The following is an 18196-nucleotide window of genomic DNA, read 5'->3' on the forward strand; positions in this document are numbered from 1 at the left end:
ACACCATCGTGCACGACGGAGGCGCGGAAGGGGAGGGCGTTCGTCAGGGGCGGACAGGCGAGCGCGATCGGCGAGGCGCGATCGTGCTCATCAGGCGGTGACCCAGATGGCCGCGGCGGCGTCGCGGGCGATGGCGCGCGTGTACCCGGCGACGGCCACGGCGACGGATGCCGCGTCGGCCGCGTCGACGGCGAGCTCGCTGCCCGGGCCGACGCCGGCCTCCTCGAGCTCGCGCAGCATGGCGGGGTCGCGGTCGCTGATGCGGATGACCCGGCCCGTGTGGCCCACGGGCGCCTCGTCGAGCCGGACGGCGGGCTCGGAGACGAGCGTGCCGTCGGCGGCCGGGATCGCGTCGCCGTGCGGATCGCGCACCGGGCGCCCGAGGCGGACGTCGATCGCCTCGAGCAGCCGGTCGGAGATCGCGTGCTCGAGCACCTCGGCCTCGTCGTGCACCTCGTCCCAGCCGTAGCCCATCTCCCGCACGAGCCAGGTCTCGATGAGCCGGTGCCGTCGCACGACCGCGAGGGCGCGCGCCAGTCCGGCATCCGTCAGCCGCACCGCGCCGTAGGGCACGTGCGAGACGAGCCCGGCGGCGGCCATCTTCTTCACCATCTCGGTGACCGACGACGGTGCGACGCCGAGCCGGTCGGCGAGCACCTTCGGCGTGATGGGGTCGGGCTGCCACTCGGTGTGGGCGTACACCGTCTTGAGGTAGTCCTCGATCGCGGGGCTGGTCGCTGGCATCGGCCTCAGGATAGCGGGGTCTTGACCGGACCCCCGCTCGGGGGATACGTTCGATTCCGCACGGAAAGCGCTATCCCAACCCCGGGCCATCCGCCCAGAGAAGGATTCGACGATGAATCTCGGACACCATCCGTTCCGCGCAGCGCTGGCGGTCGCCGCCGCCGGCTGCCTGATCGCCGGCGTCGCGCAGCCCGCGACGGCGGCGCCGCCCGACGCCGTGCCGTCGGGCGTCCCGCAGCTCGAGGCCCTCGACCGCGGCCTCGTCGCCGTGTCGACCGCCCAGGGCGTGTTCCTCAGCTGGCGCCTGCTCGCCTCCGAGGCGACCGGCGCCACCGACACCGGCCTGGCCGGTCCCGACTTCGCCGTCTACCGCGACGGCGAGAAGGTGGCGACCGTCACCGACAGCACGAACTACGCGGATGCCGCGGGCACCGCGACCGCGCAGTACGCCGTCGCCCCCGTGGTGAACGGCATCGAGCTCGAGGCATCCGCCCCCGTGACGGCCTGGGCGCAGGGCTACCACGACCTGCCGCTCCAGAAGCCCGCCGACGGCGTCACGCCGAAGGGCGAGGCCTACACGTACTCGGCCAACGACGTGTCGGTCGGCGACGTCGACGGCGACGGGCAGTACGAGTTCGTCGTGAAGTGGGACCCCTCGAACTCGAAGGACGTCTCGCAGCGCGGCTACACGGGCCCGGTGTACCTCGACACGTACGAGCTCGACGGCACGCTGCTGAACCGCCTCGACCTCGGCGTGAACATCCGCGCCGGCGCCCACTACACGCAGTTCCTCGTGTACGACTTCGACGGCGACGGCCGCTCGGAGACGATGCTGAAGACGGCGCCGGGCACGAAGTCGATCCGCTACGCCGCCGACGGCTCCGTCGCGAGCGAGGCGTACGTCACGATGCCCGAGGACGACGTCGAGGCGGGCTACGCGCACACCGACGACTACCGCCTGAGCGCCGCCGGCTACCAGGACCACCTCGTCGACGTGTTCCAGGGCTGGAGCGAGCGGCCGGAGGTCGTGTCGGGCCAGTGGCCGGCGACGCTCGAGGAGGCGTGGGGCGTCCCCGTGACCCACGAGTACCCGCTCACGCGCGAGAGCGCGGAGGAGCTCGCCGACTACTTCATCGACGTGTACGCGCCGAGCCGCAGCGCGAACAACCGCCTCCGCGAGTTCGAGGGCTTCATCGTCGACGGCCCCGAGTACCTCACGGTGTTCGACAGCGCCACCGGCGAGGAGCTGCAGACGATCCCGTACAAGCCCGGCCGCGGCGACGACGGCCTGCTCTGGGGCGACTACGCGATGGCCCGCATCGAGCCGGGCAACCGGGTGGACCGGTTCCTCTCGGGCGTCGGCTACTTCGACGGGCAGCATCCCACCGCCGTGTTCGCGCGCGGCTACTACACGCGCACGACGATCACCACGTACGACTGGGACGGCCGTCACCTGAAGGAGCACTGGTACGTCGACAGCGGCCACGTGCCCCTGACGAACCCGTTCAACGACTCGCCCCACGGCCGCGACGGCACGAACCCCGAGTACGCCACGATCACCACGCAGGGCGACCACTCGCTGAGCCTCGCCGACGTCGACGGCGACGGGAAGCACGAGCTCGTCTACGGATCGGCGACGATCGACGACGACGGCAGCCTGCTCTACAGCTCGTTCGGCGTGCTGCCCGCCGGCAGCGCGGCGCCCGGCCAGAACGTCCGCCTCGGCCACGGCGACGCCATGCACGTCACCGACATCGACCCGGCGCGTCCGGGCGTCGAGGTGTGGACCGTGCACGAGGGCGCGACGTTCGCGCCGTACGGCTCCGCGATGCGGGATGCCGCGACGGGCGAGGTGCTCTTCGGCGAGTACTCCGGTCGTGACACCGGCCGCGGCATGATCGGCGACATCCTGCCCGAGGTGCCCGGCATCGAGAACTGGGGCATGCGCCTGCGCGCCGCCGACGGCACGGTCATCCCGGGCGGCTCGCCGGGCACGAACATGTCGATCCGGTGGTCGCCCGACCTCACCACGCAGGTCGTGAACGGCAGCGGCAACCAGACGACGACGGTCGACGACTGGAAGCGCGGTCGTGTGCTCACCGCCACCGACACCCGAACGAACAACGGGACGAAGGGCAACCCGTCGCTCGTCGCCGACGTGTTCGGCGACTGGCGCGAGGAGCTCCTGGTGCGCACGGTTGACTCGAGTGCGCTGCGCATCTACACGCCGACCGAGCTCACGACGCACAAGCTGACGACGCTCATGCACGACGTGCAGTACCGCGCCGAGACCGCTCGCCAGCAGACCACGTACAACCAGCCGGCGTACACGTCGTTCTACCTCGCGAGCGACCTCGACTGGTCGGACGTGCCGGTGCTCACCACGCCGGCCACGCCGGGCGAGCCGACGTTCAAGGACCGACCCGGAACGGCCCACGACGAGGTGCAGGTGCCGACGAACGTCGCCGGCATCGCGTACTACGTCAACGGCGAGGAGGTGACGTCGGCGAACGGCAAGGTCCGCGTCACCGGCGAGGCGAGCGTGGTCGCCGTCCCCACCGCCTGGTACTCCCTCGCCGAGGGCGCCACCTCGCAGTGGAGCGCCGACTTCGACGACTGATCGTCGTCGGAGCATCCGGGTGACGGATGCGCGGCTCCCCTCAGTCGCATCCGTCGCCCGGCCCCAGACGACCGCCCCGGGTTCCGCAATTCCGTGCCGGCACCCGGGGCGGTCCCATGCCGTGCGGCGGCCGATCGAGGCGTCGCCGCGGCATCCGCTGGGCTACGCCCCCGTGAACACCAGCCAGAGCAGCACGGCGTTGAGCGTGATGAGGAACACGGATGCCGCGATGCCGGCCGCCGTCGTCGCCCAGTGGTTGCGCCACCGGCCGAGCACGCCCGCCTTCGCGGTGAGCGCCACGAGCGGCACGAGCGCGAACGGGATGCCGAACGAGAGCACGACCTGGCTGAGCACGAGCGAGAGCGTCGGATCGAAGCCGAGCCAGAGGATCGCGAGCGCCGGGATGAGCGTGACGAGTCGGCGGAGGATGAGCGGCACCCGCACGCGGAGCAGGCCGTACATGATCTCGGCGCCGGCGTAGGCGCCCACCGAGGTCGACGCGAGGCCCGAGGCGAGGAGCCCGACCGCGAACAGCGTGGCGATGGCCGGGCCGAGCGCGACTCCGAGCGCGTCGTAGGCGCCCTCGAGCGTGTCGGTGCCCTCGACGCCCGCGAGATTCACGGCGGCGAGCAGCAGGATGCAGAGGTTCACGGTGCCCGCGATCGCCATCGCGATGGAGACGTCCCAGCGCGTCGCCCGCAGGAGCCGGTTCGTCGGCACGGCCGTCGCGGTGCCGGGCAGCAGCTCGGGTGCGGCATCCGTTCCGCGGCGGATGCCGAAGCCGTGCCACGGACCGCCTGCGCGCGCGCCGACCTGCTCGCCGCGGTGGGTCGCGAAGCGGTCGCGACTGAGCGCCGAGTGGGCGTAGATGGCGTGCGGCATGATCGTCGCGCCGAGGATCGACGCCGCGAGCAGCACCGAGGTGGCGCCGTCGAATCGGGGGACGAGGCCCGAGAGGATGCCGGCGGGGCTCGGCGGCGCGATGAAGACGCCGACCGTGAACCCGATCGCGATGATCACGAGCAGCCCCATGATGACGAACTCGAACGTTCTCGGGCCGCGGCGCGACTGCAGCACGAGCAGCACGATCGAGACGGTGCCCGTGATGAGGCCGCCCCAGATGAGCGGGATGCCGAACAGCAGGTTCAGCGCGACCGCGCCGCCGATCACCTCGGCGAGGTCGGTGGCCATGGCGACGAGCTCGGCCTGCAGCCAGTAGGCACGTCGGCCCCAGCGGTTCCGGATGCGGCCGCCGAGCACCTCGGGGAGGCTCCGTCCGGTGACGATGCCGAGCTTCGCCGAGAGGTACTGGATGAGCCACGCCATCACGTTGCCGAGCACCACGACCCAGACGAGCAGGTAGCCGTACTGGGCGCCCGCGGTCATGTTGCTCGCGACGTTGCCGGGGTCGAGGTAGGCCACGCCTGCCACGAGTGCGGGTCCGATCAGCCACGCGAGGCGGGGCATCGTGAGGCGAGCGGGCGTGCGCGGCGCGTCGGTCGCCGGGCGCGGGGCCGTGGAGGCGGGGGACGGCGCCTCTGCGGGGCGCGCGGCGGGGGGCGCGTCGGTTCGGGTCGGGGTCCGCGTCGCTGCGGCATCCGGAGATTTCGGCATACCGAAAGATTACACATATTTCGGCGACCCGAAAACCCGCCGCGCCGTCCCGCGCGTGGCGCGAGGGTGTCACCCGGAAGCGGGTAACCGGCTCAGGCGGTTGAGGAGTAGGTTCCGAGGGGTCGGGCGATCTCCCGGGGGCCGCACGCCCTTGCCGAACGAGGGCGGGTCGATGGTCGTCCGTGACTCCACAGAGAGGTGAGATCCATGAAGCGAGCCGTGATCGGATGCATCGTCGCGCTCGGCCTCGTCGTCGGCGGTGGTGCCGGCGCCGCCTTCGCGGGCGAGACCAACGGCAAGGGCGACCCCATCCCGGGCGCCGACCGAGCGAACTCGGCCTGTGCCTTCTCGGGCCGGGACCTGCCCGACGAGATCGAGAACAACCCGGTACCCGAGGCGGACGACGACGCCGTCACGGGCGGACACGTGCAGAGCTATGGCCAGTACGTGCGTGCGGGGTTGAAGGGCGCCGTGCCGAGTCCCGGCGACGCCTGCGTCGGTGGCGTGGAGTTCGGGGGCTGATCGCAGCACCTCACGGCCTCGGCGGCTGCCGCCGGGGCCGTCGCCACGCCCGCGCGGGTAGCGTTGCAGCGTGACCCACGAGACCGACGCGCGCGGCATCGGCGCCGACGCGGCGCACGACATGCCGCACGAGGAGCCGACCGTGCCGCAGGGCGTCGGCCCGTGGCCCGGCGGACGCGACGCGTGGCCCGACGACCCGCGCCTCGATCCCGAGCTGCTCGAGCACGGCGATCGGCGCAACGTCGTCGACCGCTACCGGTACTGGCGCCTTGACGCGATCGTCGCCGACCTCGACACGCGGCGGCATCCGTTCCACGTCGCGATCGAGAACTGGCAGCACGACCTCAACATCGGCTCGATCGTGCGCACCGCCAACGCGTTCGCCGCCGAGACGGTGCACATCATCGGCCGCCGCCGCTGGAACAAGCGCGGCGCCATGGTCACCGATCGCTACCAGCACCTCGCGTACCACCCGGATGTCGCCGACTTCGTCGTCTGGGCCCGCGAGCAGGGGCTGCCGATCATCGCGGTCGACAACGTCGAGGGATCGATGCCGGTCGACGACGTCGAGCTCCCCGAGCGCTGCGTGCTGCTCTTCGGCCAGGAAGGTCCGGGACTGAGCGCCGAGGCGCTCGCCGCTGCCGATCTCGTCGTCGAGATCACGCAGTACGGCTCGACCCGGTCGATCAACGCGAGCGCGGCGGCCGCGATCGTCATGCACGAATGGGTGCGCCGGCACGCTCGGGGGTGATCCGCGGCATCCGACCCTGTCGCGGCCCCCGACCCCGGCCCTAGGATGAGCGCGGACTGGAGGAGGTCGCGTGGGTACTCGCAAGGTGACGGGGTTCCGTCGGTGGGCGCCGGCGGTGATCATCGGCGTCGTCGGCCTCGCCTTCCTGGGCATCCAGTTGATCCGCGTGATCGACAAGCTCGACGATTCGGCGTCCGCCGACCCGGGACCGATGATCGCGGGGATCGCGATCGCTGTCGTCATCACCGCAGCCGTCGTCTGGTGGTTCGTCCACCGTTCGCGAGCCCATCGCGTGCAGGTCGCCGAGGCCTTCCCCGACGCGTACCGCCTCGAGCTGGCCACGACCGCCGAGCTCGCGGCGGCGGCGAGTGCCCTCGGCGGGGAGCGGATCCCCGTGAACCGCACCGGAACGCTCGTGGTCGCCCACGGGACCCTCAGGGTCTACGTCGGTGGCGTCGACGTCCCTCGGATCGACGTTCCAGTGGAGCGCGTCCTCGAGGTCGGCACCGGGGAGGTCCGATCGGGGATGTACTGGCTCCCGTCGGTCGAGGTCATCGTCACGTCGGAGGCGGGTCCGGTCGAGCTGTCGCTCCTCCCGACGCAGAAGTCGCTGGTGCGCCCCGTCGGCCGAGCGGAGGTCGCGGCGATCGCCGAACGGCTCCGCGCGGAGCTGGACGCCGCGGCGCGGCCGGCCTGAATCCGCGACGGCACGACCGCCGGGTGATCGTTCGTCAGTCGGCGGTGGTCCCGCAGACCGCGACGGCGCTCGGCCTGCGGTCCTCAGCAGCCGCGACCTCGGCATCGACGGATGCCGCAACCCGCGGGACATCCGCGATCGCCGCGGCATCCGCCCGCGCCCGTCGCCGCGCCGCGCGGATCACCAGCAGGCCCGCCGCGACGATCACCACGACGACGATCGCCGTGCCGCCGAAGAGCGCGAGCGGGCCGCCGGATTCATAGGCGATGCCCGAAAGGGCGGCCGCGATCGTCGCCATGAGCAGGCCGAACGCGCGCATGAGCCCCTGCGAGGCGCCCGCACGGGCGGCCGGCACGGCCTGCGCCATCGCGGCCGCCGCGCCGATGAACGCGAGCGCCTGCCCGCTCGACTCGACGAAGCCGACGCCCGTGGCGACCCAGGGGTCGCCGATGACGCCGTAGAGGGCGACGATCGGCACGAGCACGACGGCCCCGCGCACGAACGCCGAGACGCCGCCGCGGCGGTCGGCCAGCCGGCCCGCCCAGCCGGCGACGAGCGCGAACGGCACGGCGAACAGCGTGTAGCTCAGCGCCGTGAGCCACTCGCTCGCGCCGATGTCGGCCATGAACCGCGGCCAGATGCCGTCGTACGCGCCCGTCGGCACCATGACTGCGCCGTAGAGCAGCAGCACGCCGACCACCGTCGGCGACCGCAGCAGGTCGAAGCTCACGCGCGGCGGTCGGGCCGCGGGGTCCACGGATGCCGCGGCGGAACCGCCCCCGGCTGCACGCGCCCCGGCGGCTCCCGCCGCCTGGCCCGCCGCCGCGGCATCCGGGTCGGTGCGCTCGCGGAAGGCGAGCAGGACCGGGGCGACGCCGATGACCACCACCGCGCCCGACCACGCGAGGATCGTCGAGGGCGACGCGAACGCGATCGCGATTCCCGAGGCGAGCGGGCCGAGCGCGATGCCGGCGAGCTCGGCGGCGCCGAGGCGTCCGAGGGCCTCGCCGGCGCGCGCGGGGTCGGCGCGCACGAGCAGCGCGCTCGCCGCGGCCATGAACACGCCCAGGCCGAGGCCGCCGAGCGCGCGGCCGGCCACGAGCTGCCAGGTCTCGGTCGCGAGCGCCGAGCCGACGAGGGCGGCGGTCATGAGCACGACGCCCGCGACGCCCATGGTGCGGGCGCGGCCGCGGTCGGCGAACGGCGCGACGAGGAGCTCGGCGGCGAGGGATGCCGCGAAGCCCGCCGCGGCGACGTAACCGATGTCGGCGGTGGAGATGCCGAGCTGCGACTGCAGCGTGGGCAGCAGGGGGAAGATGACCATGGCGCCCGAGGACATGAGCACGGTCGCGGCCACGACGCCGGCCGTGAGGCGGCGGCGGTGCCGATCGATCGCGTCGAGCGCTGGACCCCTTCTTGTCCACATGGATAACACGTTACCAGTCATTGTCCGCGTGGACAAGAGGGGTAGCATGGAGGCATGGCGAACCGGCTCGATCCCGCAGCGCGGCGGGAGCAGATCCTCGCCGCGACGCTCCGCCTCGTGGCGCGCGACGGCTTCGCACGCGTCACGCTGCGCGACGTGGCCGCCGAGGTGGGCGTCGTCCACGGCCTGATCCGGCACTACTTCGCCACCCGCGAGCAGCTCGTCGCCGCGGCCTTCGACGCCGCCGTGCTCGCCGAGCTCGAGGGCGACGAGGAGGTCGCCGAGCGCGTCGAGCCCGTCGAGGCGCTCGCCGACTGGCTCACCTCGACGCCACGCGAGCACTACTTCGTCTGGATCGACGCGTGGAGCGAGGCCCCGCGCAACCCCGAGTTGCACGCCTCGCTGATGCGCCACCACCGCGACTGCGAGCGACGGCTCGCGCGCATCATCGAGCGCCTCGACGAGGCCGGGCTCGGGCGCAGCGACGACCCCGCGGGCGATGCGCGCATGCTCACGGCGCTCGTCGACGGCATGGCCGTGCAGCACCACGCCATCGGCCTGGTCACGCGCGCCGAGGCCGACCACGTGGTCTACACCGCGGCCGAGGGGCGGCTCGGGCTCGCCCCGGGCACGCTCGAGCGGTCGCGGCCCACGGCGGTGCGCGGCCAGTGGGCCGTGAGCGACAGCGCCTGAGCCGCGCCGGTGCGGTCAGGGCACGCTGCCCACGACCCCGCCGCGTGTCGGATGCCGCGGCGCCTCCTCGCGCACGAGACTTGAGCCGATGCCCGTCGTCGACAACGCGATCTACCGGGGCGGCCGCCGGGTCGCCACGCCGGCGTCCCTCGCCGAGACCTTCGAGAGCCGCGAGGCCCACGGCGGCTTCGCCTGGATCGGCCTCTACCGCCCGACCGACGGCGAGATCGACGCGCTCGCGAACGAGTTCGGGCTGCATCCGCTCTCGGTCGAGGACGCGAAGAAGGGCCACCAGCGCGCGAAGCTCGAGCGCTACGGCGACACCCTCTTCGTGGTGCTCCGACCGGCGCGCTACCTCGACGACGTCGAGCAGGTCGAGTTCGGCGAGCTGCACGTGTTCATCGGCCCCGACTTCGCCATCACGATCCGCCACGCCGAGTCCCCCGACCTCGCCCGCGTGCGACGTCGCCTCGAGGGCAACGCCGAGCTGCTCGCGAAGGGCCCCGAGGCCGTGCTCTACGCCGTGCTCGACGAGGTCGTCGACGAGTACGTGCCGGTCGACCTGGGGCTCGAGAACGACATCGACGAGATCGAGGAGCAACTCTTCTCCGGCGACCCCGAGGTGACGCGGCGCATCTACGACCTCGCGAGCGAGGTGATGGAGTTCCAGCGCGCGACGCGCCCGCTCGTCGGCATGTTCGACGCCCTCGAGCGCGGCTTCGAGAAGTACGGCGTCGAGCTCGAGCTGCAGCGGTACCTGCGCGACGTGAAGGACCACGTCATCCGCATCGTCGAGCACGGCGACGGGTTCCGCCAGCTGCTGCAGAACGCCCTGCAGGTGCACTCCGCGCTCGTCGCGCAGCGCCAGAACGAGGAGATCCGCGTGCTCTCCGAGACGGCGCTCGCGCAGAGCGAGCAGACGAAGAAGATCTCGAGCTGGGCCGCCATCATCTTCGCGCCGAGCCTCATCGCGGCGGTCTACGGCATGAACTTCGTGTACATGCCCGAGCTCGACTGGCCGTGGGGGTACCCGTTCGCGGTCGCGCTCATGCTCGGCTTCGCCGCCGGCCTCTACGCCGTCTTCAAGCGCCGCGGCTGGCTCTGATCGAATTGCGTCGGTCCGGCGGGTAGCGTGGGGGCATGACCGAGATCACCGACGATCTGCCCGCCCGCCTCCTGCACGAGGAGCACGCCGGATGGAAGGCCATCCTCGAGGGGCATGGCGGCGAGCACTACCAGCGCGCGATGACGCGCGACGGCCTCATGGTGGTGGAGGGAGCGGTGCTCGGTCGCGACGAGGTGCGCGCGGCGTTCCGCAGCGCCCCTCCGTGGGAGTCGTACGAGCTGCACGAGCCCGCCGTCATCCGCCTCGGCGACCATGCCGGCGTGCTGGTGTACCGCGCGGTCGCGCGCCGCGGCGACGAGACGGCCGACCTGCGCATGTCGACGACGTACCTCTACGACGATGGCGCCTGGCGTGTCGCCGCGCACCAGCAGACGCCGGCCTGACTCCTACCCGATCAGGCTCGGCTGCAGGTCGCGCAGTGTGCGGTGGTGCGTCATCCGCGTCACGCCGAGCGCCGCGAACACCAGCCCGCCCGCGAGCCACGCGAGCAGCACCACTGCGTCGCTGCCCGCCCGCGACAGGTCGCCGCCGTACATGGACTGACGCATCGCGTCCACCACGTAGCCCATCGGCGGCCCCTGGTGCAGCGCCGCGAGCGGCGTGGGCAGCGTCTGCCACGGGAACGTGCCGCCCGCCGTGACGAGCTGCAGCACCATGAGCACGAGCCCGAGGAACTGCCCGACCGACCCGAGCCACACGTTGAGCGCGAGGATGATCGCCGCGTACGTCGCCGATGCGAGCACCATGACGCCGAGCGTCCCGACGGGGTTCGCCATGTGGAATCCGAGCGTCACCGCGAGCACGACGAACAGCCCGATCATCTGCACCGCGCCGAGGATGCCGGGCGTGAGCCATCCGGCGAGCGTCACGCGGATCGGCGAGTGCAGCGCCGTGACCGCGCGCCGTGAGATCGGCTTCACGATGAGGAAGAGCGCGTAGATGCCGATCCAGCCCGCGAGCGCGGCGAAGAACGGGGCGAGTCCGGCGCCGTAGCTGCCGGCCTGCGTCACCGTGCTCGTCTCGAGCGCGATCGGGTCGGCGATGGTCGACGCCTGGGCGTCGCGCGTGGCCTGGTCGGAGTCGGGGATCGCGTCGACGCCGTCCGCGAGCCCGTCGCGCAGGGTGCCCGCGCCGTCGCTGAGCTCGCCGAGCCCGTCGCCGAGCGTGCCGATCCCGCCGCGCAGCGCGGTCGACCCCGCCGCCACCTCGGCCGCGCCGGCGGCCGCGGTACGCGTGCCCGCCGCGAGGGACGCCGAGCCCTCGGCGACCTGCGCGCTGCCCGCAGCGAGTCGGTCGATCTGCCCCACGACCTCCTGCAGACGGTCGTTGCCGGCGGCGAGGTCGTCGCCGAGCGGGTCGAGGCGCGCGAGCGCGTCGTCGATCGTGGCCTGGTCGACGCCGGCCGCGGCGAGCCGGGCCGCGACGTCGTCGCGCACCTCGGGCAGTACGGCCGTCACCTCGTCGACGGCGGCGCCCACGCGATCGGCGGATGCCGCGAGCTGCGCGTTCCCGTCGGCGACCTGCTGCGCGCCAGCTGCCAGCTGTGCCGAGCCGTCGGCGAGCTGCGCGGTGCCGTCGGCGAGCTGCGTGCTGCCGTCGGCGAGGCGGGACGCCCCGTCGGAGAGCTGTCCCGCGCCCTCGACGGCCTGTCCGGCTCCGTCGGCCAGGCGCGCGGCGCCGTCGGCGGCGTCGGAGAGGTTCGTGCGGATGGTCGCGATCGAGTCGAGCAGCGTCGAGGCGGCCTCACGCCCGACCTGTTCGGCGATCACGGCGCGGATCCGCTCCACGGCCTGCTCGCCGATCGTGCCGGCCAGGTAGCTGTTGGCGTCGTTCGTCGACAGCACGATCTCGGCCTGCCGCGGGGCATCCGTGCCGACCGAGGCGAGCGCGTCGGAGAAGTCGGCCGGGATGGTGATGGCGAAGTCGTACGTGGACGCGTCGAGCCCGGTCGCCGCCTGCTCGGCCGGGACGCGGTGCCAGTCGAAGGCGCCGTCGGCGAGCAGCTCGTCGGCGACCTCGTCGCCCACGTTGCGCGCGGGCGCGTCGTCGGTGGCCGGCGTGCCGGCGTCCTCGACGACGAGCGCCACGGGCACCTCGCGGAACTTCGCGTACGGGTCCTGGTTCGCCCAGAGGTACAGGCCGCCGTAGAGCACGGGAACGGCGACGAGCGCGAGCAGCGCGACGACCGACATGCGCGTCGAGGTGAGCCGCCGGAACTCGGCGGCGATCATCCGGGGGACCTTCACGCCAGTCCCCCTTCGGCGATGGCCGCGTGCTCCGCGACCTCGTCGACGTCGGCGGCCTGCATTCGGTCGATCATCGCGGCGGCGCCGATCGCCGCGGCCGAGGCGTCGCCCGCGATGACGAGCACCGCGAAGCCGCGATCGGCGAGGCGCTTGGCGAGCTCCCACCACTCGAGCGGGTCGCCGCCGTGTCGGTCGGGGGAGACGAGCACGAGCCCCTCGACGTCGTCGCGGAGGATGGCGAGCTCGGTGAGCAGGCGCAGGCGCACGATCGGGTCGACGTTCGCGATCGGGATCCGTGCGACATCGCGCAGGCCGAGGTCGTCGAGCCATCGGGCGACCGAGACGGGGTTCGAGGGGACGCCGGCGAACATGAGCTCCTCGGCGGCGACGCCCGCGACGGTCACGTTCGGTGCGGGATCGGAGACGTCGGGCGCGTCGACGAGGGCGATCGCGCGGCGGATCGCGGCGGCATCCGCTCGCCCGTCGATGGTCACGGTGCCGGTGCCGGGACGCATGCGGCCCGAGGCGAGGAGGCCGAGGACCGTTGGGCGCTGCTCGGTCTCCGCGCGGGCGAGCGTGGCGCGGCCCGACTCGTAGCCGATGGTGGTCGCGGGCAGCGCCTCGGAGCGGCGCCCCTTTCCGACGCCGCGCAGCTCGATCCTCATGCTGGGGACTCCCCCGACGCGATTCGCGCAGCGAGCGCGGGTGCGGTGTCGATGAGCTCGGCGCTGTCCTGCCACGAGAGCCCGGCCGTGCCGAGCACGGCGAGCATCACGAGGCGGCGCCCATCGGCGTCGGCGATGCCGGTGACGGCCGCCTCGAGCAGCACGGCGATGGCGGCCGACTCGATGAGGCGGGCGAGCACGTCGGGCCGGATGTCGGGGCGGACGGTCCCCTCGGCGACGCCGCGCTCGACGAGGGCGCGCAGGCGGTCGCGCACCGGAGCGAGGGCTTCGGCGGCGTGCGTCGCGTAGGGCTCGCGCACGGCCATGCCGGCGAGGACGCGCACGTGCTCGACGGCGCCCCAGAGCCGCGCGCCGAGCAGCGCGATGGCCGTGGGGGCATGCGGGTCGTCGGTGTCGGCGGCGATCGCGTTCAGGCGGGCGGCGCCCACGTCGATGACGGCGACGACGAGCTCGTCGCGGTTGGCGAAGTGCCCGTAGAAGGCGCGCCGGGTGAGGCCGGCGGCACTCGTGATGCGCTCGAGCGGGGCGTCGGATGCCTCGCCGAGCGCGTCGGCCGCGGCGGCCAGGAGGGCTTCGCGGTTGGCCGTGGCGTCTCGACGAGGGCGACGGCCCGCGTCGATGTCGGACGGCATGGGACCATGCTATGAACTTGCACACCAGTGTGCAAGTTATCTCGGCGAGCTCACAGGCGGGCGAGTCCGGTGCCGATGATCACCACGCCGATCAGCAGCAGGATCAGCGCGCCGATCGTGCCGCTGTTCCGGCCGAGCCACTCGCGCGCCCGCACCAGCCGGGGCTCCATCCGGCGGTGATCGGCCAGCGTCGCGATGATCGGCACGGCGACCGTCGACGCCGAGATCACCGTGTAGATCCCGATGACGATCAGCGACTCCGTGGCCGAGACGCCGTCGCCGCGCAGGGCCAGTCCGGCGGCGATCGCGAGCAGGAAGGCCTTCGGGCGCACGTTGAGCAGCAGCGCCAAACCGAACGACGACCACGGACCGAGCCGGCTGACCCCGTCGAGCCACTTCGGCACGGCCGTCGACGGGTTCCGCCGCGCCCGCACCCAGGCGACCACGGCGATCACGACCAGCACCGCTCCGACCAGGATCTCGCTGTAGCCGACGGCGGTGTCGGGACGACGTTCCGATCGCGGCGTCGGGATCGCCTGCGCGAAGAGCGTGCAGAGCGTGACCACGAGCGCGAGCCCGAGCACGAATCCGATGAGGAAGGGCAGTGCCGAGCGCGTCCGGTTCGGCGAGAGCAGGATCAGGATGGTCGCCATGATCGGCACCGAGCTGATCGCCACGGCGATGGAGATCGGCAGGATGTGAGCGATCGCCTGCAGCATCCGTGTCTCCCGCGCGCGTCCGAGATCCGGCTACTGGAGCGCCGAGGTGAGGCGCGCGACGCCGTCGAGGAACGTCGCCGTCGCGGGTTCGCGCTCCCACTCCTCGAGCGTGAGCTCGCGACCCAATGCCCGGTACTCCGCTTCGACCTCGCGCATGTCGGCCACGAACGAGCGCCCGCGCACGAGCAGCGAGATCTCGAAGTTGAGGTTGAACGAGCGGATGTCCATGTTGCTCGAGCCGATCACCGCGACGTCGTCGTCGATCGAGAGGTGCTTGGCGTGCAGGATGAACGGCCCCGGGTAGAGGAAGATCCGCACGCCGGCTCGTAGCAGCGGGCCGTAGTAGGAGCGCTGCGCGTGCCACACCGAGCCCTGGTCGCCGATCTCCGACACGAACAGCTGGACCTCGAGGCCGCGCAGGCGCGCCGACGTGATGGCGTACATCATGGCCTCGTCGGGCACGAAGTACGGGCTCGTGATGATCACCTGCTCCTGCGCGGCGTTCACCAGGCCGAGGAAGAGGCGCAGGTTGTTCTCCTGCTCGTAGGCGGGACCGCTCGGCACGACCTGGCAGACGAGCGCATCGGGCGAGGGGTCGTCGGGCACGTCGGCCGCGGGCACGTGCTCCACGGCGAGGAGGTTCTCGTCGGTCTCGGCGTACCAGTCGGAGAGGAACACCGCGTTGATTGCGGTGACGGCCGATCCGGTGACCCGGGTCACGAGCTCCTGCCACTTGAGGCCCCGCTTGATGTTCTTCGGCGAGTCGTAATTGCGGTCGATCAGGTTCTGCGATCCCGTGTAGGCCACGAGTCCGTCGACGACGACGAGCTTGCGGTGGTTGCGCAGGTCGGGCCGCTGATAGTGGCCCTTGAACGGCTGCACGGGCAGCAGGTACCGCCAGATCACGCCGATGCGCTCGAGCTCGGCGACGGTCTCCTTGTGGATCGGCACCTTCGCCGAGGCGATGTGGTCCATCAGGAGCCGCACGGTCACGCCGCGCTGCACCGCCCGCTCCATCGCGGCGAAGAACCCGCGCGTGGTGTCGTCGAACGCGACGATGAAGAACTCGACGTGCACGAACCGCTCGGCGAGGTCGAGGTCGGCGGCCATCCGGTCGATCGACGCCTGGTAGTCGCCGATGAGCTCGGCGCGGTTGCCACCGGTCGCGGGCAGCGCGCCGAGACGGCGGTTCTGCTCCGAGATCGTGCGGAACCACGACGGCCAGGCCTCGGGATCGGTGTCGAGGTCGACGCCCTCGGCGCGCTGCTCGATGAGCGCGTTGATCTCCTTCTGCCGCTCCATCCGCTTCTTCGGCAGCTTCACGTTGCCGATGATGAGGAACAGGATGATGCCGACGAACGGGATGAGGAAGATCGCGAGCAGCCACGCCATCGCCGCGGTGGGCTTGCGGTCGCGCGGGATGATGATGAGCGCGGCGATCCGGATGGCGAGGTCGGCGAGGATCAGGATGCCGCCGATCAGGTTCGCCAGCTCGGCGCTCAACGCCCGGCTCCCGACACGAAGGGTCCACCAGCAGTCATCGCGTCCTCCCCAGTACGGTCGCGGAGCAGTTGACTGAGTATGGCACGGGGGTCTCGGGCTGGGGAGGCCCGAATCCGCGGGCCGTGCGCGCGCCTTGGGGAGGCCGTCTGGCCTCCCCAACCCGCGCCTCCCGCTACTCGTATCGGAGCGCGTCGATCGGGTTCAGCCGCGCCGCACGGGCGGCGGGCAGCGAGCCCGCGACGAACGCGATGCCCATCACCAGGAGCACGATCGTGAGGATCGACACGGGGTCGAACGCGATGAGCGTCAGCCCGGGCAGGTCGGCGAGCAGCGTCGACGACAGTGCACCGCCCACGACGGTGCCCGCGAGCATCCCGACGCCGATGCCGACGAGGCTGCCGAGCAGCCCGATGTACGTCGCCTCCGAGCTGAACAGGCCGAACACACGTCCGCTGCCCATGCCCATGGCCTTCATGAGCCCGATCTCGCGGGTGCGCTCCTGCACCGACATGAAGAGCGTGTTCACGATGCCGAAGCTCGCGGCGAGCAGCGCGATGATCGCGAACGCGTTCAGCACGAGCACGATGCCGTCGATGACGGTCTTGAACGCGCCGAGCGTGTCGTCGACCGTCGTCGCCTGGAATCCGGCGTCCGCGAGGTCCGTGCGCAGCGCCTCGACCTGCTCGGGCGTCGAGGCGGGGTCGAACCGCACCGTCGCCGAGCCGTAGGACTCGGCCTGCCCCGCCGGCGCGCCGACCCCCTGCGCGGCGTAGAGCGCGTCGGTCAGCGCGGTGTTGGGCGAGGCGCTGCCCCCGGCGCCGCCGAGGCCCGCCTCCGAGACGCCGACCACGGTCGCCGTGATCGTCTGCTCGACGCCGTTGCCGTCGGTCAGCCCGAGCACGACCTCCTCGCCGAGCGCGGCCGCGTCGTCGGCGAATCCGAGCGGCTCGACGTAGTCCACGGGCACGACGACCTGCAGGGCATCGGATGCCGCGTCGGGCTGCTCCCCGGCCGCGAGCTGCACCTGCATCCCCGGGATGAAGGAGCCCACGTCGATCCGGTACGCCGTGCCGTCGTCGTGCCGGATGTAGTCCACGTCGATCGCCTTCACCGGCTCCACGGAGACGACGCCGTCGATCGCGGCGAGCTCCTCGAGGTCGGACGCGGTGATCGGGTCGATCGACTGGCCCGTCGCTGGGCCGGGGGCGGTGCGCTGCTGCGCCACCTGGTCGGCGACGTACTCCTGCGGGCCGTCGCCGGCGTCCTCCTCGGGCGCGTGCGTCACGGTCATCACGTCGCCGGCGCCGATCTCGGCGACCGTCTGGTCGATGTACCGGTTGATGCCGGTGCCGAGCCCGGTCGTGATGGTGAGGGTGAACGCGCCGATGAAGATCGCGAGGATCGTCAGGATCGTGCGGGTCTTCGAGCGGAACGTGTTGGAGATCGCGCTCGCGATCACGTCGGTCGTCTTCACGCGGCGAACACCTCCTCGGCGGCGTCGGCGTGCTCCTCGACGAGGAGGCCGTCGCGCATGTGGATGCGCCGGTCGCAGCGGGCGGCGAGCTCCTCGTCGTGCGTGACGACGATGAGCGTGATGCCCTGCTCGCGGTTGAGGTCGAACAGGATGTCCTCGACGACGGCGCCGGTCGCCGAGTCGAGGTTGCCCGTCGGCTCGTCGGCGAAGATCACGCGGGGGCTGTTCACGAGCGCCCGGGCGATCACGACGCGCTGCTTCTGCCCGCCCGAGAGGTCGGACGCGCGGTTGCGCGCCTTGTCGTCGAGCTCGAGCTGCGCCAGCGCGGCCATGCCGCGTCGCCGGCGTTCCGCGCGACCGACGCCCGCGATCTTCAGCGGGAGGATGACGTTCTCGAGCACCGTCGCGTTCGGCGTGAGGAAGAACTGCTGGAACACGAATCCGAACGTGCGGTTGCGGGCGCGGTTGAGCTCCCGGCCCCGAAGGGTGCCCGCGTCGCGACCGGCGAGCCGCACGGTGCCCGACGTCGGCTGGTCGAGCAGGGCGAGCAGGTGCATGAGCGTCGACTTGCCGGAACCCGACTTGCCGACGATCGCGAGGGACTCGCCCTCGCGCACCTCGAAGCTCACCCCCTTGAGCGCGTCGAAGCGCGTCGCGCCTCGCCCGTAGGTCTTGTGCAGGTCGTCGACCTGCAGGATGGGGGTCGCCATGTCGAGTCCTCTCGGGGGTTCGGCGCGCACGTC

Annotated in this window: 17 protein-coding genes; 7 read left to right on the forward strand and 10 right to left on the reverse strand. The window is 72.3% G+C overall.

Annotation, left to right across the window (positions count from 1 at the left end; translation table 11 throughout):
* Positions 1-90: 90 nt before the first annotated feature.
* Positions 91-744, reverse strand: coding sequence for a metal-dependent transcriptional regulator (locus ACWEOH_RS09665; RefSeq protein WP_452030396.1), 654 nt, complete (start codon positions 742-744; stop codon positions 91-93).
* Between the two features lie 112 nt (positions 745-856).
* Between ACWEOH_RS09665 and ACWEOH_RS09670 the strand changes: the two genes are divergently transcribed.
* Complete coding sequence (locus ACWEOH_RS09670) at positions 857-3364, forward strand: rhamnogalacturonan lyase (protein ID WP_452030398.1); 2508 nt, start codon at positions 857-859, stop codon at positions 3362-3364.
* A 162-nt stretch (positions 3365-3526) separates the two neighbouring features.
* On the opposite strand, the gene ACWEOH_RS09675 is transcribed toward ACWEOH_RS09670, so the two are convergent.
* Positions 3527-4831: an Nramp family divalent metal transporter gene (locus ACWEOH_RS09675; protein WP_452030400.1), complete on the reverse strand. Its 1305-nt coding sequence runs from the start codon at positions 4829-4831 to the stop codon at positions 3527-3529.
* Positions 4832-5185: 354 nt separating this feature from the next.
* Here ACWEOH_RS09675 and ACWEOH_RS09680 point away from each other — a divergent pair, with 354 nt between their 5' ends.
* The 3 genes from ACWEOH_RS09680 (at position 5186) to ACWEOH_RS09690 (ending at position 6948) form a co-directional block, all read left to right on the forward strand.
* Positions 5186-5500 carry a hypothetical protein gene (locus ACWEOH_RS09680; protein ID WP_452030402.1) on the forward strand — a complete coding sequence of 105 codons (315 nt, stop codon included), beginning with the start codon at positions 5186-5188 and terminating at the stop codon, positions 5498-5500.
* 121 nt (positions 5501-5621) lie between these two features.
* Entirely contained in the window at positions 5622-6251 is a 630-nt protein-coding gene (locus tag ACWEOH_RS09685) for a TrmH family RNA methyltransferase (RefSeq protein ID WP_452031898.1), read from the forward strand.
* A 70-nt stretch (positions 6252-6321) separates the two neighbouring features.
* Entirely contained in the window at positions 6322-6948 is a 627-nt protein-coding gene (locus ACWEOH_RS09690) for a hypothetical protein (RefSeq protein WP_452030404.1), read from the forward strand.
* 34 nt (positions 6949-6982) lie between these two features.
* Here the strand turns inward: ACWEOH_RS09690 and ACWEOH_RS09695 are convergent, their stop codons facing one another.
* Positions 6983-8374 carry an MFS transporter gene (locus ACWEOH_RS09695; protein WP_452030406.1) on the reverse strand — a complete coding sequence of 464 codons (1392 nt, stop codon included), beginning with the start codon at positions 8372-8374 and terminating at the stop codon, positions 6983-6985.
* Positions 8375-8428: 54 nt separating this feature from the next.
* Here ACWEOH_RS09695 and ACWEOH_RS09700 point away from each other — a divergent pair, with 54 nt between their 5' ends.
* The 3 genes from ACWEOH_RS09700 (at position 8429) to ACWEOH_RS09710 (ending at position 10576) form a co-directional block, all read left to right on the forward strand.
* Positions 8429-9067: a TetR/AcrR family transcriptional regulator gene (locus ACWEOH_RS09700; RefSeq protein ID WP_148733275.1), complete on the forward strand. Its 639-nt coding sequence runs from the start codon at positions 8429-8431 to the stop codon at positions 9065-9067.
* A gap of 88 nt (positions 9068-9155) precedes the next feature.
* Positions 9156-10172, forward strand: coding sequence for a magnesium and cobalt transport protein CorA (locus tag ACWEOH_RS09705; RefSeq protein ID WP_452030409.1), 1017 nt, complete (start codon positions 9156-9158; stop codon positions 10170-10172).
* A 35-nt stretch (positions 10173-10207) separates the two neighbouring features.
* Complete coding sequence (locus ACWEOH_RS09710; protein WP_148733277.1) at positions 10208-10576, forward strand: nuclear transport factor 2 family protein; 369 nt, start codon at positions 10208-10210, stop codon at positions 10574-10576.
* 3 nt (positions 10577-10579) lie between these two features.
* Here ACWEOH_RS09710 and ACWEOH_RS09715 read toward each other — a convergent pair whose 3' ends face one another.
* The 7 genes from ACWEOH_RS09715 to ACWEOH_RS09745 form a co-directional block, all read right to left on the reverse strand.
* A complete protein-coding gene (locus ACWEOH_RS09715) occupies positions 10580-12439 on the reverse strand; it encodes a YhgE/Pip family protein (RefSeq protein ID WP_452030411.1) in 1860 nt (619 codons plus the stop codon).
* Complete coding sequence (locus ACWEOH_RS09720) at positions 12436-13104, reverse strand: hypothetical protein (protein WP_452030413.1); 669 nt, start codon at positions 13102-13104, stop codon at positions 12436-12438. The genes ACWEOH_RS09715 and ACWEOH_RS09720 overlap by 4 nt, the downstream gene beginning before the upstream one ends.
* Positions 13101-13757, reverse strand: a complete 657-nt coding sequence (locus ACWEOH_RS09725; RefSeq protein ID WP_452030415.1) for a TetR/AcrR family transcriptional regulator — start codon at positions 13755-13757, stop codon at positions 13101-13103. The genes ACWEOH_RS09720 and ACWEOH_RS09725 overlap by 4 nt, the downstream gene beginning before the upstream one ends.
* A gap of 50 nt (positions 13758-13807) precedes the next feature.
* Positions 13808-14476 carry a GAP family protein gene (locus ACWEOH_RS09730; RefSeq protein ID WP_452030417.1) on the reverse strand — a complete coding sequence of 223 codons (669 nt, stop codon included), beginning with the start codon at positions 14474-14476 and terminating at the stop codon, positions 13808-13810.
* 30 nt (positions 14477-14506) lie between these two features.
* Positions 14507-15979 carry a cardiolipin synthase gene (gene cls / locus ACWEOH_RS09735; RefSeq protein WP_452030419.1) on the reverse strand — a complete coding sequence of 491 codons (1473 nt, stop codon included), beginning with the start codon at positions 15977-15979 and terminating at the stop codon, positions 14507-14509.
* Positions 15980-16151: 172 nt separating this feature from the next.
* Positions 16152-17453: an ABC transporter permease gene (locus ACWEOH_RS09740; protein ID WP_452030421.1), complete on the reverse strand. Its 1302-nt coding sequence runs from the start codon at positions 17451-17453 to the stop codon at positions 16152-16154.
* On the reverse strand, positions 17450-18163 hold the full coding sequence (locus ACWEOH_RS09745) for an ABC transporter ATP-binding protein (RefSeq protein ID WP_452030423.1): 714 nt from the start codon (positions 18161-18163) through the stop codon (positions 17450-17452). The genes ACWEOH_RS09740 and ACWEOH_RS09745 overlap by 4 nt, the downstream gene beginning before the upstream one ends.
* Positions 18164-18196: the final 33 nt, after the last annotated feature.

It is taken from the genome of Agromyces sp. NPDC004153 (assembly GCF_053603635.1).

What these genes read in the sequence shown, in the direction of transcription:
- ACWEOH_RS09665 (WP_452030396.1), bottom strand. Translation starts at nt 744, where the DNA reads ATGCCAGCGACCAGCCCCGCGATCGAGGACTACCTCAAGACGGTGTAC.
- ACWEOH_RS09670 (WP_452030398.1), top strand. Translation starts at nt 857, where the DNA reads ATGAATCTCGGACACCATCCGTTCCGCGCAGCGCTGGCGGTCGCCGCC.
- ACWEOH_RS09675 (WP_452030400.1), bottom strand. Translation starts at nt 4,831, where the DNA reads ATGCCCCGCCTCGCGTGGCTGATCGGACCCGCACTCGTGGCAGGCGTG.
- ACWEOH_RS09680 (WP_452030402.1), top strand. Translation starts at nt 5,186, where the DNA reads ATGAAGCGAGCCGTGATCGGATGCATCGTCGCGCTCGGCCTCGTCGTC.
- ACWEOH_RS09685 (WP_452031898.1), top strand. Translation starts at nt 5,622, where the DNA reads ATGCCGCACGAGGAGCCGACCGTGCCGCAGGGCGTCGGCCCGTGGCCC.
- ACWEOH_RS09695 (WP_452030406.1), bottom strand. Translation starts at nt 8,374, where the DNA reads ATGTGGACAAGAAGGGGTCCAGCGCTCGACGCGATCGATCGGCACCGC.
- ACWEOH_RS09700 (WP_148733275.1), top strand. Translation starts at nt 8,429, where the DNA reads ATGGCGAACCGGCTCGATCCCGCAGCGCGGCGGGAGCAGATCCTCGCC.
- ACWEOH_RS09705 (WP_452030409.1), top strand. Translation starts at nt 9,156, where the DNA reads ATGCCCGTCGTCGACAACGCGATCTACCGGGGCGGCCGCCGGGTCGCC.
- ACWEOH_RS09710 (WP_148733277.1), top strand. Translation starts at nt 10,208, where the DNA reads ATGACCGAGATCACCGACGATCTGCCCGCCCGCCTCCTGCACGAGGAG.
- ACWEOH_RS09720 (WP_452030413.1), bottom strand. Translation starts at nt 13,104, where the DNA reads ATGAGGATCGAGCTGCGCGGCGTCGGAAAGGGGCGCCGCTCCGAGGCG.
- ACWEOH_RS09725 (WP_452030415.1), bottom strand. Translation starts at nt 13,757, where the DNA reads ATGCCGTCCGACATCGACGCGGGCCGTCGCCCTCGTCGAGACGCCACG.
- ACWEOH_RS09730 (WP_452030417.1), bottom strand. Translation starts at nt 14,476, where the DNA reads ATGCTGCAGGCGATCGCTCACATCCTGCCGATCTCCATCGCCGTGGCG.
- ACWEOH_RS09745 (WP_452030423.1), bottom strand. Translation starts at nt 18,163, where the DNA reads ATGGCGACCCCCATCCTGCAGGTCGACGACCTGCACAAGACCTACGGG.